General features: G+C 34.2%; 13 protein-coding genes. All 13 read right to left on the bottom strand.

Going from position 1 to position 15,640, the window contains the following annotated elements; all coding sequences use genetic code 11:
- Positions 1-14: 14 nt before the first annotated feature.
- A complete protein-coding gene (locus tag B5G42_RS04940; protein WP_087267298.1) occupies positions 15-479 on the bottom strand; it encodes a hypothetical protein in 465 nt (154 codons plus the stop codon).
- 17 nt (positions 480-496) lie between these two features.
- Positions 497-730: a hypothetical protein gene (locus B5G42_RS17815; RefSeq protein ID WP_140399806.1), complete on the bottom strand. Its 234-nt coding sequence runs from the start codon at positions 728-730 to the stop codon at positions 497-499.
- 499 nt (positions 731-1,229) lie between these two features.
- Positions 1,230-1,433, bottom strand: a complete 204-nt coding sequence (locus B5G42_RS04935; protein WP_087267295.1) for a hypothetical protein — start codon at positions 1,431-1,433, stop codon at positions 1,230-1,232.
- Between the two features lie 15 nt (positions 1,434-1,448).
- On the bottom strand, positions 1,449-1,712 hold the full coding sequence (locus B5G42_RS04930) for a hypothetical protein (RefSeq protein WP_087267292.1): 264 nt from the start codon (positions 1,710-1,712) through the stop codon (positions 1,449-1,451).
- Between the two features lie 6 nt (positions 1,713-1,718).
- The gene (locus B5G42_RS17810; RefSeq protein WP_162611044.1) at positions 1,719-2,336 is read right to left on the bottom strand and encodes a hypothetical protein; all 618 of its coding nucleotides are present in this window, start codon (positions 2,334-2,336) and stop codon (positions 1,719-1,721) included.
- 230 nt (positions 2,337-2,566) lie between these two features.
- A complete protein-coding gene (locus B5G42_RS04925; RefSeq protein WP_087267289.1) occupies positions 2,567-3,328 on the bottom strand; it encodes a hypothetical protein in 762 nt (253 codons plus the stop codon).
- A 157-nt stretch (positions 3,329-3,485) separates the two neighbouring features.
- On the bottom strand, positions 3,486-7,235 hold the full coding sequence (locus B5G42_RS17805; protein ID WP_140399804.1) for a leucine-rich repeat domain-containing protein: 3,750 nt from the start codon (positions 7,233-7,235) through the stop codon (positions 3,486-3,488).
- Positions 7,236-7,391: 156 nt separating this feature from the next.
- Positions 7,392-11,273: a hypothetical protein gene (locus tag B5G42_RS17800; protein WP_140399803.1), complete on the bottom strand. Its 3,882-nt coding sequence runs from the start codon at positions 11,271-11,273 to the stop codon at positions 7,392-7,394.
- Positions 11,274-11,518: 245 nt separating this feature from the next.
- Positions 11,519-12,985, bottom strand: a complete 1,467-nt coding sequence (locus tag B5G42_RS04905) for an S-layer homology domain-containing protein (RefSeq protein ID WP_087267286.1) — start codon at positions 12,983-12,985, stop codon at positions 11,519-11,521.
- 5 nt (positions 12,986-12,990) lie between these two features.
- Positions 12,991-13,530: a signal peptidase I gene (locus B5G42_RS04900; protein WP_162611043.1), complete on the bottom strand. Its 540-nt coding sequence runs from the start codon at positions 13,528-13,530 to the stop codon at positions 12,991-12,993.
- A gap of 13 nt (positions 13,531-13,543) precedes the next feature.
- The gene (locus B5G42_RS17795; RefSeq protein WP_140399802.1) at positions 13,544-13,831 is read right to left on the bottom strand and encodes a hypothetical protein; all 288 of its coding nucleotides are present in this window, start codon (positions 13,829-13,831) and stop codon (positions 13,544-13,546) included.
- An 84-nt stretch (positions 13,832-13,915) separates the two neighbouring features.
- Positions 13,916-14,467: a hypothetical protein gene (locus B5G42_RS04895; RefSeq protein ID WP_087267281.1), complete on the bottom strand. Its 552-nt coding sequence runs from the start codon at positions 14,465-14,467 to the stop codon at positions 13,916-13,918.
- A gap of 20 nt (positions 14,468-14,487) precedes the next feature.
- Entirely contained in the window at positions 14,488-15,612 is a 1,125-nt protein-coding gene (locus B5G42_RS04890; RefSeq protein WP_087267278.1) for a hypothetical protein, read from the bottom strand.
- Between the last annotated feature and the right edge of the window lie 28 nt (positions 15,613-15,640).

The raw sequence follows: 15,640 nt of genomic DNA, 5'->3' as shown, positions 1-15,640 counted from the left end.
AAACCCCCTCTTACTTAATTACCCGTAAAATATCCTGTTACTGCATCATAAGCACTTTGATATATCCCTTGAATATGAACTACCCATTCATCAGGGATAGGAATTCTATAACCTGAATACCAAGCCAAAAACAATACTGCTACAACAAAAACTAAAATACTTGTTTTGATAAATCTCTTCATCCTCTTACTCTTTTTCTCTTTCTTCCATTCATTTTCTCTCTCAACTTGCAACATTCTCTCTTTCTCCAAAATGTCTAATGCCTTTGCATTTCTTTCCTCACTACCCATAACATCTACTAAATCCAAACGAGGAGCATCTTTTTCATCCTCTGTTACTTCCTCTATTTTTTCTGCTTCTTTATGCAACTTATCTACTTGCTCCTTGGTTTCCTCTGCCAACTCATCTACAGTAGTGGGAGTACTATCTATCTCCAAAGCCACATCATCTAAACCCAAGTTTTTTACATTTAATTTCATTGTTTTTCAACCCTTTCTTACTTTAATTTATTTGTAAAAATCTCTTTCAATATTATGTCTGATAAATACCAAACACCAAAAATACCCAAACATATACCCGCTATCAAATAACTCTTTAAAAATAAATTAACTATACCTATTAAAAACCCCAATAATATCAACATACATACTGGTCTGCTCTCTATTATAGAGAGAACACGATACAAACCACTTTTCTTTACTTCTTCTATTTTTCTATTTATATCACTCATTTTTTAACACTCCCTTTCTTCTTTTCATACTAATATAGTTTTACATGTCCAAAACGAGTTGTATATGTCCGAATAACTACGAATATATGTCCATTTTTATTTTGAGTTGTTTTCTTCCAAAAAGCTCTATAAGAAAAAAGATAACGGGTGATTTTAAAATCACCCGTTATCTTTTGAAATCTTCCTCTTTTATTTGACACCTGTTTTTATATTACAAAACCCAAAAACACTGTTTTTTATTAAAACCCTTATAATATATACTCTTTCTGCTAATCAAAAAAGAAAAAACAAAAATACCCATTATATCTACTATATTCTGATACTCAATAATAATTTTTGCTGATTTTTTGATATTAAGAAATTAAATATCAAGTCAAGGTGGTGGCAAATAAATTAGATGGTAATTTTCTGCAAAAATTATCACTTCAAAGAAAGCAGCAAGCATAAGATAACGGGTGCTTTTCTAAAAAGCACCCGTTATCTTTGAAACATTCTCATTTTAAACCGCAACTAACTCTTTTTTTACCCAAGGATACAGACCTAAAATAACATCATCTGATACGGACTTAAAACAGTCATCTATACCATCATCTTCTTTTAACCAAGGATATTGCTCTAAGATTTCATTATCTGATACAGAATTAAAGATTACATCTACTTCATCCAAACCATCTAACATTATATCTACCCAATTCTTTTCCATAATAACACTTCCTAATCAATATTTATATTTATCTGTAAACAAAATCTCATATACATCATCAGCAGTTAATTTCTTTAACTCTTCTGCTTCAAATCTCTCATAAAAACCCTTTTCATTTATCTCCTTATCTCTATACAAATAATTGAATTTTTGCATTATAGCCATTTTGACCGTCTCAGGATTCTCACATAAAGCCATCAGATTACGATGACTTCTTTCCAACATTTCAGCTATTGCAGTTGGACCATCATTTACTATTTTCTTCTTAAAACCAAACATAAACGATTACTCCTTATCCTTTAATACATCTATTAATTCATCAAAAGTATCTTTATGACCATCTTCATCAAGAAGGCTTCCACATACGGGACAACTTACAATATCATCATCTTCAAGAGAAAAATCTTCATCTAATTCATCCTCAATATCATCTGAATCATCATCATAACATCTACCACAATGAGGGCAGGCAAACGAATCATCTTCATCTTCAAAATCAACCCCATCGTCACTATTATCATTTATACCCAATATTGTTTGATAATTGGCACACATTGAATCTGCTATCAATTTATCCATAAAGTCCATTAAACCCACTCTCAAATTATCGCCTACATCTTCTAACATATCATAAATCGCTTCTTCCTCTGATTCTGAACAATTATGTCTCTTTAAATTATCTAATATTGTATCTATGATACCGATTGACAAAACAGTATTATCTACTAATGTTTGGGTCATTCCAAAATTAATATATGGAGCATTGGATATACCAGTATTATCAGGAGATAAAAACATGCTACCCACAGTACGAGCATAACTACTCAACGAAAGAACTTTATTTAAGTCCATAAATATCAACCCTTTCTCTATTTTATAAAATACAAAATGATAAGCAATCATCTTACAACAAAAACGACTTTCATAACTATAAATATCAATCAACTACTCAAACACCGAATAACAAGCATTCATTCTCTACACTTTATTTTAATTCCTCAATTAATATAGAAGTTACATGTCATCATTTATGTCCATTTGAAATTACACTGTCAAAAAAAGAATGAACCCATTTTTCAACAGGTTCATTCTTTGAAATATCAAGAAATATGTATATTCCAACTAATTATTTATTAGTTAAAATCAACTGTAAATACCACTGCACCGACATTAGTGTCAGTAACTGCAGCGCTGTAAGCAGGTAACTTTGCTTCATAGTCAATAGGTAAAACAGAAGCATGAGCAATTACGGGGAAAGCAGAGTCACCAGATGGAGTGATATTATAATCACCATAGACACGAGTTAAATCAGTCTTACTATCTTCATTATTCTTTACAGTAGTAGTAATCGTATCAGTAACAGCATTACTTGTCACAACTGTACCATTAGTCTGAGTCTCTACACCATTAATCTTGAAACCAAAGGTCTTACTATTGACTTTCATATTGTTATAGTCAGCATCCCAAGCAGAAATAGTGTAGCCCTCAGCAGCAACAACCTTAACATCAGTTATCTTAACCTGACCCATTGAACACTCGTTGATTATCTTAGCAGTACCTGTTGCATTTTCTGCATTCATAGCATCAGCATAAGTCTTTACACCCTCTGTATCCTGATGTACATGTAAAGCAATAGGAACAGTTACCTTAAAAGTAGTAGCTTCAGCATCAACTACAACAACAGAAGATGCCTTACCAGCAGTAACTGGATCACCAGCAGTAGGCTCATAAACATTATAATTTTCATAACCACTCTGTATAGAACCAGAATCATCATCATAAGCATCAGCAATATCACCAGCAGTTAACTCACTTGCAAAAACACCAGTTGTCATACCCATCATCATAGCAACGGCTAAAACACCTGTCATAACCTTCATAGAAACACTTTTCATTGTTAATACACTCCTTTTATATTTTTAAAATTTTTCTTTATTTCTCTAACTTTTGATTTTTGCTTTCATACAAATATAATCTTTTCTGTAGTCCTTACTTTTCACATGCTAAAGAGTTTAGTCGTATGTCCAAACTCTTTAACATGTCCTTTTTTATTTATACCTTATCAAAGTCAACAGTAAAGACCACAGCCGCTACATTTTCATTTAAAGCAGTCTTTTGAGCAGAAAGTTTTGCATCAAATATTAAACTCTTACTTTCTTTATTTCTTATAACACTACTCAAACTATCATTCATAATGACAGAACCATCAGTGCCAACATTCACACCATTAATCTGTAACCCTATCACACGAGAAGATGCAGCCATATTCTCATAGTCAGCATTGAAGTCAGATATACTCCAACCTGTCGCAGTATTCACCTTAATGTTTGTTATCACTACAGGACCCATAGCACATTCATTACGAACTTCATAACCAGAACCTGTTGAAATATGACCCTCTGTATCCATTGAAACATCAATCTTTATAGGTACAGTAACCTTAAACATAGTAGGTTCTGCATCTACTATGATATAAGTTGATTCATCTTTGGGTGTACCACTATCTGTACTGGTATCTCCATCTTCTCCAGTAGAACCACCATCAGAACCATCTCCACCACCTGAACCATCTCCACCGCCACCAGTGCCTCCTCCACCGCCACCAGTGCCTCCTTCACCACCTGGGCCTGTTCCACCTGAACCACCGCCATAACTACCTAAATCACCTATGGATGCTCCAGGGAAGTAACCACCTAATATACCACCTAAACTACCACTTGAACCACCTGATACCCATATACTTAATCCACTACCATCTACACGACTACCACCAACTGGATCATAGAAAGTATCTGCATCTACAGCAGTTATACCCTCTTCAAAAACCCAAGTAGTAGGAAAGCCATTCTCTATAAAAGCACCATACCAAGGAGCATAACCCAACTCATACTTTGGAACTTCACCAGTACCACTAAAAGTAATTGTTGAACTTTCTACATCATAAACCCAAGTAACACCATTTTCTAAAGTCCCACTTGTTGCTGGTTTATCTAAGAAAATGATTGTTGGGTCTGTCATATCTACGGTTTGAGCAAGCATACTCTGGTTTGTGCTATACAGATACAAGGTTGATAAATCAGGGAAAGCATTTCTCCCAAGTGTCTGACTGACTTGTGATTGATTCTTAACCACTAAATTATCTATATCAGAAAAGGCATAAGCCTCAATAGTTTCAACAGAAGAAGGTATATTAACTTCTGTCAAATTAGTCCCTTCAAAAGCACTTTGTCCAATCGTTGTTACAGAAGAAGGTATATTAACTTCTGTCAAATTAGTCCCTTTAAAAGCACTTTTTCCAATCGTTGTTACAGTAGATGGAATAGTTATTTCTTGCAGGGGAGTATTTAAAAATGCAGACCTACCTATTTCTTCTAAACCTTCAGGCAAAGTAATATTTGTTATTGCACTACCTTGAAAAGCTGTATGACCTATAACTTTTAAAGTAGATGGTAGATTTACTGTTTTTAGATTCTTAGGATAATACTTATACAGACTACCTGAGTATGAATGGAAAAGCATTGAACCTATTGAAGTTATACCCTCGTTCACATTCAGAGTTTCTACACCTTCCCGAAATGCTGCCAAAGCACCACTTCCACTATTACTACCTGAATAACCATTTTCCATATTACCAGTGCCAAATACATCACAGACCTTAGTATACTCATTATAGTAAGCAACGACATCTGCTTCATTAGGAGAACCTATTTCTTTTACCATATTTGCAGGGTAAGTATCATACTTATTACCTATACTTGAACCCTGAGTTGTTACATTATAACCTAATGCTTCCAATGCCTCTATCATATAAATATTTGAAGCATTTACTGTTGCTGTTTTATTACTTGCACTGCCTCCTATACCATTAAACAACCCATCTGCTGTATCCATATAACTATTGTTTGCGGGTTCAATAACTACATTGCTAATATTTGCACAATCTTTATAAACATCATAACCTAAAGACTCGATAGATGCTGGTATAGTTAGAGTTGTTATTGCAGAACCCATAAATGCATCATCATCAATGGTTTTTACACTGCTTGGCACATTGATATTAGGTATCTTTGAATCCTTAAAGGCACTATCACCAATAGTTTCTAATCCTTCATTTAATACTAAATTATCAGCAGTAACCTTATAAAAAGCACTATCATCAACTGTCTTAACTGTAGAAGGCAAGGTCAAAGTACCCATTTTAAAAGTAGCACTACTAAAAGCACTATAACCTATTGCTTCTAAACCCTCTGGCAAATTTATGCTTTTTATTGTTGCACCCTGAAAAGCATAATCCTCAATGTTTTCTAAAGTTGAAGGTAAGTTGATGACTACACCATCAATAGGAATACCATAAGTTGTTTTACCTAATTTATTTCCAAAAATAGGTTTAGATGAATTACTGGTATTTATTTGTGTAATACCTTCACCTATATTGACTTCTTTAATACCAAAATAATCAGAACCATTGTTAAAAATAGTCGATTTATACTGCATTATTCCTGTACCTACAACATCTACCACACCCGTATAAATATTGTAATAAGCAGTTACAGATGAACCAGAACCACTCAAATCAATAATACCTGTAGATGGGTAGGTTTCATATTTATCATTTGTTACTTCTCCAAATGTTTCAACAGTATAACCAATTACTTTTAAAGCCTCTATCATATACTGCTGATTCGCATGAACTCTTGCAGTTTTCTTACCAGTAGCATTTGAGCCCATTGTATAACTACTATAACAAAACATAAAATTTGCTTTATAATTTGTTATAGGAGTAGAACCTGTATATTCAAAATGTTCTACACCTCGCAAATCATAAAAAAATCCATAACCCGTACTATATACATCAGTAAGTGTTGAAGGTAAATATAGATTTTTTATAGAATTACCACTACTACTAGCCAAAGTACCACGAAGTGTTGTCGTACCTTCACCAATTCGTACAGTCTCAACATTTGTATAAGAACCTATTACATTTGAAGCAATATCTTTAACATTTTCTAAAGTTATTTCTTTGAGTTTGCTACATCCCCAAAACAAACTAGTTTCTAAAACATCTACATTCTTAAAAGTTACAGAACTTAAAGAAGTGCAAGAGGAAAAAGCATTTGTTTTTATTGTTCCTACACCATCCAAGGATATTGTTGTTAGACTCTTATCGCTTTCAAAAGCACTTTTTTCAATAGTGCCTATTGTTTTTAAAGTAATAGTTGAGAGATTTCTTTGATCTGAAAATGCACCTTGTCCGATAGTATTTATATTCTCTACAGTTACAGTTGTTAAAGTATCTGTACTTGTTCCTTTACCCGCAAAAGCAGATTTACCTATTTCAGTCAAACCATCTAAATCAACACTTTCAAGACCCGCAAAAGAATAAAAGGCATATTGGCCTACACTATCTAAATTGGGTAAAGTATCAGAACTGATAGAAGTTAAACCTGAACTTTGTCTAAAAGCATAATCACCTATACTCTCTAAAGTACTTGGTAAACTGATGCTTTGAAGATTTGACCCCTGATAAAAGGCATAATTACCTATACGAGTTATACCTTCTCCAATAACTAAATGTTCTACTTCACTCCTTATAGCATAAAAAGGAGAACCCGAATAAGAATAATCCTCGATTGCACCTGTACCTGTTACAGTAAAAGTCTTTGTTTCTGCATCATACTCACCTATGATTGACCCATCTGTATTGACAGACATATCATAAGGATCAGCAAAAACATTTGACACAAACAAACTTAATACAAGTGCTATTACTATTCCAAAACTAATAACACTCTTTTTTCGCATATTTCCCCATCCTTTCTATATTTTTTAACTTTATCTTTAACCTCTTTACATAGTAATATAGTTTTACATGTCCTCAATCAGACCGTATATGTCCATAACTAATCGAAAAAGGCAAAATAAAAAAGTGTTAGGGAAATAGCCCCTAACACTTTATTTTTAATATAATCTTGAAGTATCTAAAACACTTACATTTGCTACTAAATAATCTGTCTGCTGCTTTCCAAAAGGAGAACCCAAACGGGAGTTATGTTCAAAGAATACTTTTGCTGTTGATAAACCACCATTTATATTCTTTAAATTGTTATTTGTGTAAGTGTAATTTATAAAGGTGTAACCTTTACCCAAAATAGAGAAGAATAGACCTTTATCTAAAGGAGTTTCCAAACCCGCTACGGATTGTGATAACTTATCAGAGTAGGAGATTGAAGGAACCCCATAATTTGTTACATACTCTTTTACTACAAGAACAGTTGAATCCTCACTATACCAACCCTTATTTAATGATAAGTTATTAGTTGTTAATCCGTCTAAAGCCTGTTTTGCAGAAGTAGCAAGGTCAATGTATTTCTGCTCATTTAAGGATGCACCCGTCTGATGCTCAAAACCCTTAAATACTGTTTCATTTTTATTTTTACCTATCAACTTCATGCCTTCTAAAGCCTCATATAACCCTGCATCCTTTTTCTCTAAATCAGAAATAGCAACAACAGAGTAAGCACCTGTACCTCTATCCTGATACTTAACACCTACGACTTCACCACCACGAACAATTAACTCATGAGTGAATTCTACAACTTCTTTTCCATCATATTTCAGTTTTGTCAAACCTACAGACTGATTCTTCTCAGCACCCACATATAACTTGGAGGACTGAACCTCTAATCTTTCTGTTGATAACCCTTTGAAACCATCCCAACTATCTATAAAGTTGGTATGCAAGGTTTCTGGTTTATAACTACTGGCACCCCAAGCATCCTTTACATTGACACCATTCTTATTTGTTGTGATATCCAAAGCAAAAGTCTTTACTGTTAAAATACCCGCATTTTTATTATCATCTTCACTTCTTTGAATTTTGAAGGAAGTGTTGATGGAAGTTCCTTTATAAGCAATTTGTTTATTTGCTTCACCCATACGATTTGCTGTTGTTATACCACGACTATCTGTTGCAAAAGAAGCAGCATTACTATTTTCATCTACATAGACTTTAAATTGCATTGTATGCCATACAACAGGATTTATCTCTCTTGCTTGCTCACCAACAGCCCATTTAATTGAACTCTGATTCATATCATTATCAAACAGCATAGCGATCTCAGGATAAATCTTTAATGTCGTATCTGTCTGATAAGATACGATTGTTTTACCATTTTCTTCTGATACATAAGGAGAAACGACCAACTTATCAGAACCCTTTGCTAAATAACGGTCAAATGTAATTTTGGTAGTCAGACCATAAGGAATATAAGATGCACCCAAAGGACTTATTGTTTTCGAGTTTATCCATCTATGGCAATGACCACCATACTTATGAGAGTGTCTACTTGGCCATGTATTTGTATAAGTGTCTAAATTCAAAGTATTAAAGTTTAAAAGCACATTATAACTATATTGACTCTTATTAAAAGCAGAACCCTTTGTATCACTTGAAATATCATAAGATTTCAAACCATTTATACTGCCTTTATCTAACCAACTTACAACCTTTAAACCAGAAGTATCAGTTGATTTTATTGCATTTATAATACCATCAACTGTTACTATTGCTGTAGGCTGATAAGCACCAACTGATGCTGTATCACCCGTATTTACAGTCTCAGTATGAATCCAACTATATAACTTCATATTGGAAGGACTATGAGAACCATCATTTGTCTTTCCATTAGGATTTCTTACAGTATATCTCCAAAAGCCTGAAGGACTTAAACGAGCCTGACCACAGCACCCATAAGTGATAGGTAAGGTCATTGTTGCTGCACCATCTGGAACACCCTCAGGACCCCAATACTTACTCAATCTCCACTCTGGAACCTCATACTCAGTAGAAGGATTTTCTGTATCCTTTGCTGGTACTTTGATTTCCCACAAAACATAGAGATTATGGACTAATGGAGTTTGAGGATAGTTGGGTATCACACGATCTGAACCAGTCAAACCATTAGAACTTGGACTTGGTAATGTCCCATTTGAGATGTCCTTCAAAGGATACTCACTATTTGTTACCCACTCAATCAACTCTGGATTACCCAATTTTGCAATATTATCTACAACAGGTTCTTGAACATTTACTGTTGTACCTACTGTTTCTAAACGAGAACGACCACCATCTATATAACTAACTTTGCCTGTACCTTCCTCAACTAAACGAATGACATTTATTTGCATAGGGTTTGGTATAACAACATAACGAAGTAATAAGTTATTTGCAGGAGTTCTTATACCCAAATTACCCATTTCTGTTGAATCCTCTGTAATCTTTACAACTTGACCATCTTCAATTTTACCCATTTTTATGTCATTGATATATACATAAGGAATAGCATCAACAATCTTTATGACTACAGTAAATGTAGAACGACCCCAAAGACCAACAGGGATGATTTGAGTTGTTTCAATAGCACTATTACCACTTGATTCACTCATAGCAGCATAACTCTCTTTGACTGCTTCCATAGCAGCAGAAGAAGGTTCAACCAAAAGTGAATATTCTTTATAGGTATCAACAAAAATCTCTGAACCTGTTATGATACCCGTACAATAACCAGCCACATCACGAGAAGATGCTAATAAATCAACTCCAACACCTGTTGGCATTTCAGTATCAGTCCACTCAGTAGCATCAGAAACTGTAACATCCTTACCTATCGTCATAATGTCATTTAAGACCGCTGTACCTACATCTAAACCCTCTTCAAAAGCAAAAGCAGGAACTTGACTTAAATCACCCGTTGCATCCACACGGAATTCTGCTTTCTCTATAACTGAATCTGCCGCTTTTTTATAATGAACTGTACCATCTGCATCCACACGATCTACTACAACATAAGTCTTTAAAACATCTGGAGCAGGAGGACCATAGATACCACCCGTCACAACACCAACACCCATTGAGTCATACATTAAACCCCCTTTTTTCATAGAGGATTTCACATCAGAAGAACTATCACTTGAATCCATTAAAGTACCCGATGAATTTCCTTTCATATCAATAGATACTTCATCCTGAACCAAGTATGCCGCATTCGCAAGGTATTTCAAAAATCTAAAATAGAAAACTACAAAGTCATAACCTTGTTCACTCGTTAAATTGGGTTTGCAGTTATAAAATGCTATGGCATCTCTTAAAGTCATTGCATAAGTTGTGCTATTCACCTTGAAATAAAAAATTGGCTCATAGTATAACTTGAAGATACCATAACGAGTTTCATCTTTAGTTTTGTAAATGCCATCTTTGAAATTGACTTCTATATCTGATGTATTTTTGATTATCAAATCTACAATAGCATCGGTATTTGTAAAGTCCATGTCTTTTGTTTCAATTGTAGTTAAATCAGCGGGTAATTCCTCAATACCCATAAAGTATTTATTTAATACTTTTGAGGATAATCCATCCTGCATGAGATTAGGAAACTTCTGCAAAGCAGGAGAACTGCTACGAGTTAAACAAATGGAAGAATAATCTACTGCTTCAAAACTAAATTCATTCATCTGACCATTCATTCTACGATAAACATTTAACATTGAAGCACGATTTGGTGTATAACCAAAACTTGTCATGCAAGTGTCTATCGTATCGCCCACGGGCTCAAAACCGTCTTTACCCGTCTTATCCTCTGAGAAATATAGTGAAAAACGGACACCCCAATAATCTCGGCCTGGTATGCTCCAGGTCGCCGTTCCACTGCCACCATTACCTTGATCCTCATAACCAGTTTCACCATTGTTACCAGTGTCAGCAAAAGCAGAAAAAGGTAATAATCCTATAACCATAACTATCACTAACAACAAAGAAATAAACTGTTTTGATAGTTTTATCATTTTTTAAACCCCCTTCTTCAACATTCTTTCAAAAAGAAAGGAAAGTAAAAGGATAGTTATGACCTTTAACCAAGACCACCAACCATCTACTTTTACTTTCCTAAAACTATCTTTTATCTTTTTCCTTTTCTTTATCTTACTATTATTTACTTACTTTCACTACCACAAATATTATTCCCTATATTAATAGAAGAACACTGTGTTTATTTATGTCTATTTATTATCCTCACATGTCTATTTTTAGATTAACCCCTTTTTGGTCCAATCCACAACCATTCCTCTACGATGGAGTCCCATTGATACCAATTATCCCTTACTTCGCCATCTTTACTACCATTTGAAGTAGGTTTAAAGGCACTATAGATTTCTAACCATTCAGCACCAGAATGGACTTCACCTGTCTTTTCACATTTACGGAGGACACTATCATCATCCCAATGCAAATCACCAACATTCCAAGTATAACCATTTCTTGTTGTGCCTGTTACAATATCTACACCCTGGCCAGCACCAAGGACACCACTCTTTGGATCAACCTTTAAGACTACCTTTGTACCATCTGCCTTGATGACAGTATCACCAGCCTTAGGAATACTATGAGTTTGACCCTCTACCCAAGTCTGGGCCTGACCCGTTACTTGAACTGGGGAAGTATCAACTTCTGACCTTGTAGAAGGCTCTACAAGACGATATAAGACAGTAGCAGCCTGAGCCCTATTCAGAGTACCCATTGGACTGAAAGTGCCGGCAGTGTCCGTTCCAGCAAGCATACCCTTCGTATAAGCCTGTCTTACATAATTACGATAATAAGTACCAATAGAACTATAATCAGGAATTCTACTTTCATCTATAAGTGTGCCAAAGGTTTCACCCTGAGCAGTAGCAGCACGACTTAAAACCATTGCCATCTCTTGACGATTCATAACCTGATTCAAATCACCATTATCTAACTCTGATTCCTTCAGCAAACCCTGATCAACTGCTACCACATAGGAAGCATACCACCAAGGAGAACCCGCAACAGCACTTTGAGCCTGCAATTCCTCATTATATAAAGCACGAACCACAACTGTTACAAACTCACCACGAGTCATTGTGTCATTAGGAGCAAAGTTTGCAGAACCATCAGCATTTGTAGATTTACCCGCAAACAAACCCTTTTTACCCATTTCATAAATTGCTGTATAAGCCCAATGAGAAGAAGGTACATCCTTGAAATTAACAGTTGCTACACGATTTTCAACACTTATATGAGTGATACCCAAAACACTTCTCACATAACCTATGGCAACCTTAACCTCAGTCGTATCAGTAGATAACCCCTGTATAGTAGTCTCTACTTTATTAAGGATTTCACTTACAGACTGAACTTCACTACCTTTTGCAGTTTCAAGAGAAAAAATCATTGTTGCCAAAGTAGAAAGTTCACCCTCTGATACACGACCACTCTTTTTTTGAGCCTCTATACTTTTCAAGGTATTTGTAATCTCTACGATAACACCCTGAACTGTCTCTTGAACAGTCATTTCAAAAGCACTATCTCTTACTGCATCTTTTATAGTCTCTTGAGCAGCAAAAGCAGGAGTTACCATACCCGTTGCAGTTGCCAAAATTAACCCTGAAACCAAAACCTTATTTAAAACACCTTTAAACTGAATTTTCTTATTTGAACCCTCACGATTATGCACTTGTTCAATTATAACTTCATGCATATAAATTACCTCCTTTTCTTGTTTAAAACCGCACAAACAATACTAACTACACAATAAATTAAACCAAAAAGAACTAATAAAAAACCAACCACTATCAATATCAAAGATATTGTATTTACTTGTTGAGCATTACCACTATATAAGAAATCAAGGATAGGAACTACATCATTATTTACATCTACTACTTTACCAATATAGGTATCTTCTGTAACAGTCCATCTATCAGGAACTGCAAGATTATCACCTTTTGTTATGATGATTATTTCACCATTTGGTAACTCTGTTTTTTGATAAACCCGATGCATTATCTCTCTATCTGTAATACTTTTCTCAGTGTATCGGATTATATCACCAATTTCAATATCCTCATAAGGAATCGTATAATCAGTACAAACCAAAGAGTTTGTCATCAAAGTTGGTTCCATTGAATTTGATGTTATCAAATCCCATTTTATAGATGAACAACTATTTACAAGATATAACCCAATAAAACTCAATAATAAAATAACATATATAATAAATGAAGTACCCATTTTCTTTCTCATAGTCATAACCCCTTTATTTTACAGCATCTGCAATAGCATTACGAAGTATAGCAGATTTTGAAACACCTTTTTCTTTTGCAAAACCCTCTACTTCTTTATAAAAATTATCAGAGACCCTAAAACTCAAATGTTTAGAGTTTTCTGATTTATTTGAGTTATTTGGTGCTTTCTCTAAAAGCATATACTTTGTTAATGCTATTATACAAAACTCTGTAACAGGTTGATTTTTACTCCCTAAATACTCTTTTAAAGCCTTATACTCTGCATCTCCTATAAAAGCACCCAATCTTTTTGTTTTCATAAGAACCCCTCCTTTTACTTAATTTAAAACTATCTGGAGGAGGGGTCATACAACATGCCTTTAAGTTTAGTCGTATGTCCAAACTTAATATTTTGACTTTATCATGTCAAATAATTTTTCATCACACAACACGAGTTTAATAAAGTCCTCTATATCATACTTTTCAGATAAACATCTTAATCTTTCAAAGCATTTTTCAGAAGGGTCATTTTTTGTCAACCAAAGCAATTTAAAAAAGTCAAACCCATCATTTCTAAATATCATTTGATACAGAACCCAAAACTCATTTATCTTACTCTCATAATCTATTGAATTCTTTTCTATCTTTTCCATTAAATCTTCCTCAAAAGAAAGAAAAATAAGTTCAGGAGAGTCCGTCTCTAAAACCCCTTCATAACCCATCTCTTTTTCTTCCTCACTTAATAGAGGTATAGTTTTATCACGACTTTGCTCTTTATCTCTTAACTTTTTTGCTTCCTTTGAAAAATAATTCAGGTTTATCTTGGAAGGATTATTTTCAAGGGCATATATGTAAGCATCAGTAGCATACTCCCTATTAAAATCATTTAATTGGTTTGCTATCTGAGCAACCAAATCAACCCTTAAACTTCTGTTATTTACTGAAAATGACAGCATATCAAACACTCCTTTTCTTATTACACGGCAAGCAAGATTTCTTCTGCTGCCTTTTCTTTTAAAATGGGGGTCCAATACTCTGTCATAATATCTTTTCTCATACGGACCTCTGAACGAGCCATCTTAAATGAACCCTCTATAAACTCCCAAAAAGCACCCAAATTATAAGAATAAACACACTTCTTTATGTTTACATCTTTACTCTTTGCTCTCAAAAGATTATCCTTACGAGTTACCATTTCCAAGTTATTTATACCATTTTGACTCGGTACCATATTTAAGTGATCACATGTAATCAAACTATCTTTCAAAATTAAGTGTTTAACTGGGTTTATACCAAATCTCGCTAACAAAATGATAATATGGGAAGGAAACTGAACAGCAGGTGTTTTTGTTTCTAAATCATAGTCTTTTAACACAACATTTTGATACTGCTTTTTAAAATCTTTCAATCTTGTCTCTAAATGCCAAATATCCGTCAAATTTTGATTTTTCATAAGTGGGATTTTTCTACCTTTATTTAAAACTAAGTAGTAAAAAATATCTCCTTTTTCATTTTCTCTCGTTATTTCTTTAATACCCTCATCTGATATAAACTTTGTTACTCTTGACTTCTTCAAACTAAAAATCTTGCCAGATAAAGTGTTTATAAATAATACAGATTTTTCATATATAGCAAAGTACCAACCATCTACTTCTTCAACCCTCTTAAAAGACCTATATAAAGTAACCAACTCTCTAAACTTTCTTTCTGCTCCTTGCTCGATCATAAGAGAAGCATCAAAAAGGGCCTCCATCAAGTGATAGATAAAAAGTTCATACCCACTCAACCACCAATCAGGATAAAAAACCTTAATTTTTTGCATATCATCTAAGGTAAAAGTTCTCTGTAACTGCTTTCTTTCCTCATAGGAGTCACACACTAAACCCGCCTGAGTAGGTATATAACCCTGTTGCACTTTAACTTCTGCCAATTTTATATACGATACAGCAGCCTTTAAAAAGTCAGGGCAAGCCTTTTTGACTTCTTCGACTGACTCTACCGCCGAGGTCTCTAACAAATCTTCTAAAACCCTACCTGCTTTAAACTCTTTACGAACTTCCTGTAAATATTTTTCTACACTCTTTTTTTCAGTCAATCTCATATAAAACACTCTTTTCTTCTTTAATATC

This window comes from Flavonifractor sp. An91 (genome assembly GCF_002159225.1).
Taxonomy (GTDB): Bacteria; Bacillota; Clostridia; order Oscillospirales; family Oscillospiraceae; genus Flavonifractor; species Flavonifractor avicola.
Note: the sequence above shows the minus strand (reverse complement) of the source record. Positions and strands in the feature narration are given on the sequence as shown.

Coding starts and splice junctions, on each gene's coding strand:
- B5G42_RS17795 (WP_140399802.1), bottom strand. CDS start 13,831: ATGAAAACAAAAAGATTGGGTGCTTTTATAGGAGATGCAGAGTATAAG.
- B5G42_RS04895 (WP_087267281.1), bottom strand. CDS start 14,467: ATGCTGTCATTTTCAGTAAATAACAGAAGTTTAAGGGTTGATTTGGTT.
- B5G42_RS04905 (WP_087267286.1), bottom strand. CDS start 12,985: ATGCATGAAGTTATAATTGAACAAGTGCATAATCGTGAGGGTTCAAAT.
- B5G42_RS04900 (WP_162611043.1), bottom strand. CDS start 13,530: ATGAGAAAGAAAATGGGTACTTCATTTATTATATATGTTATTTTATTA.
- B5G42_RS17805 (WP_140399804.1), bottom strand. CDS start 7,235: ATGCGAAAAAAGAGTGTTATTAGTTTTGGAATAGTAATAGCACTTGTA.
- B5G42_RS04935 (WP_087267295.1), bottom strand. CDS start 1,433: ATGGAAAAGAATTGGGTAGATATAATGTTAGATGGTTTGGATGAAGTA.
- B5G42_RS04940 (WP_087267298.1), bottom strand. CDS start 479: ATGAAATTAAATGTAAAAAACTTGGGTTTAGATGATGTGGCTTTGGAG.
- B5G42_RS17800 (WP_140399803.1), bottom strand. CDS start 11,273: ATGATAAAACTATCAAAACAGTTTATTTCTTTGTTGTTAGTGATAGTT.
- B5G42_RS04930 (WP_087267292.1), bottom strand. CDS start 1,712: ATGTTTGGTTTTAAGAAGAAAATAGTAAATGATGGTCCAACTGCAATA.
- B5G42_RS17815 (WP_140399806.1), bottom strand. CDS start 730: ATGAGTGATATAAATAGAAAAATAGAAGAAGTAAAGAAAAGTGGTTTG.
- B5G42_RS17810 (WP_162611044.1), bottom strand. CDS start 2,336: ATGATTGCTTATCATTTTGTATTTTATAAAATAGAGAAAGGGTTGATA.
- B5G42_RS04925 (WP_087267289.1), bottom strand. CDS start 3,328: ATGAAAAGTGTTTCTATGAAGGTTATGACAGGTGTTTTAGCCGTTGCT.
- B5G42_RS04890 (WP_087267278.1), bottom strand. CDS start 15,612: ATGAGATTGACTGAAAAAAAGAGTGTAGAAAAATATTTACAGGAAGTT.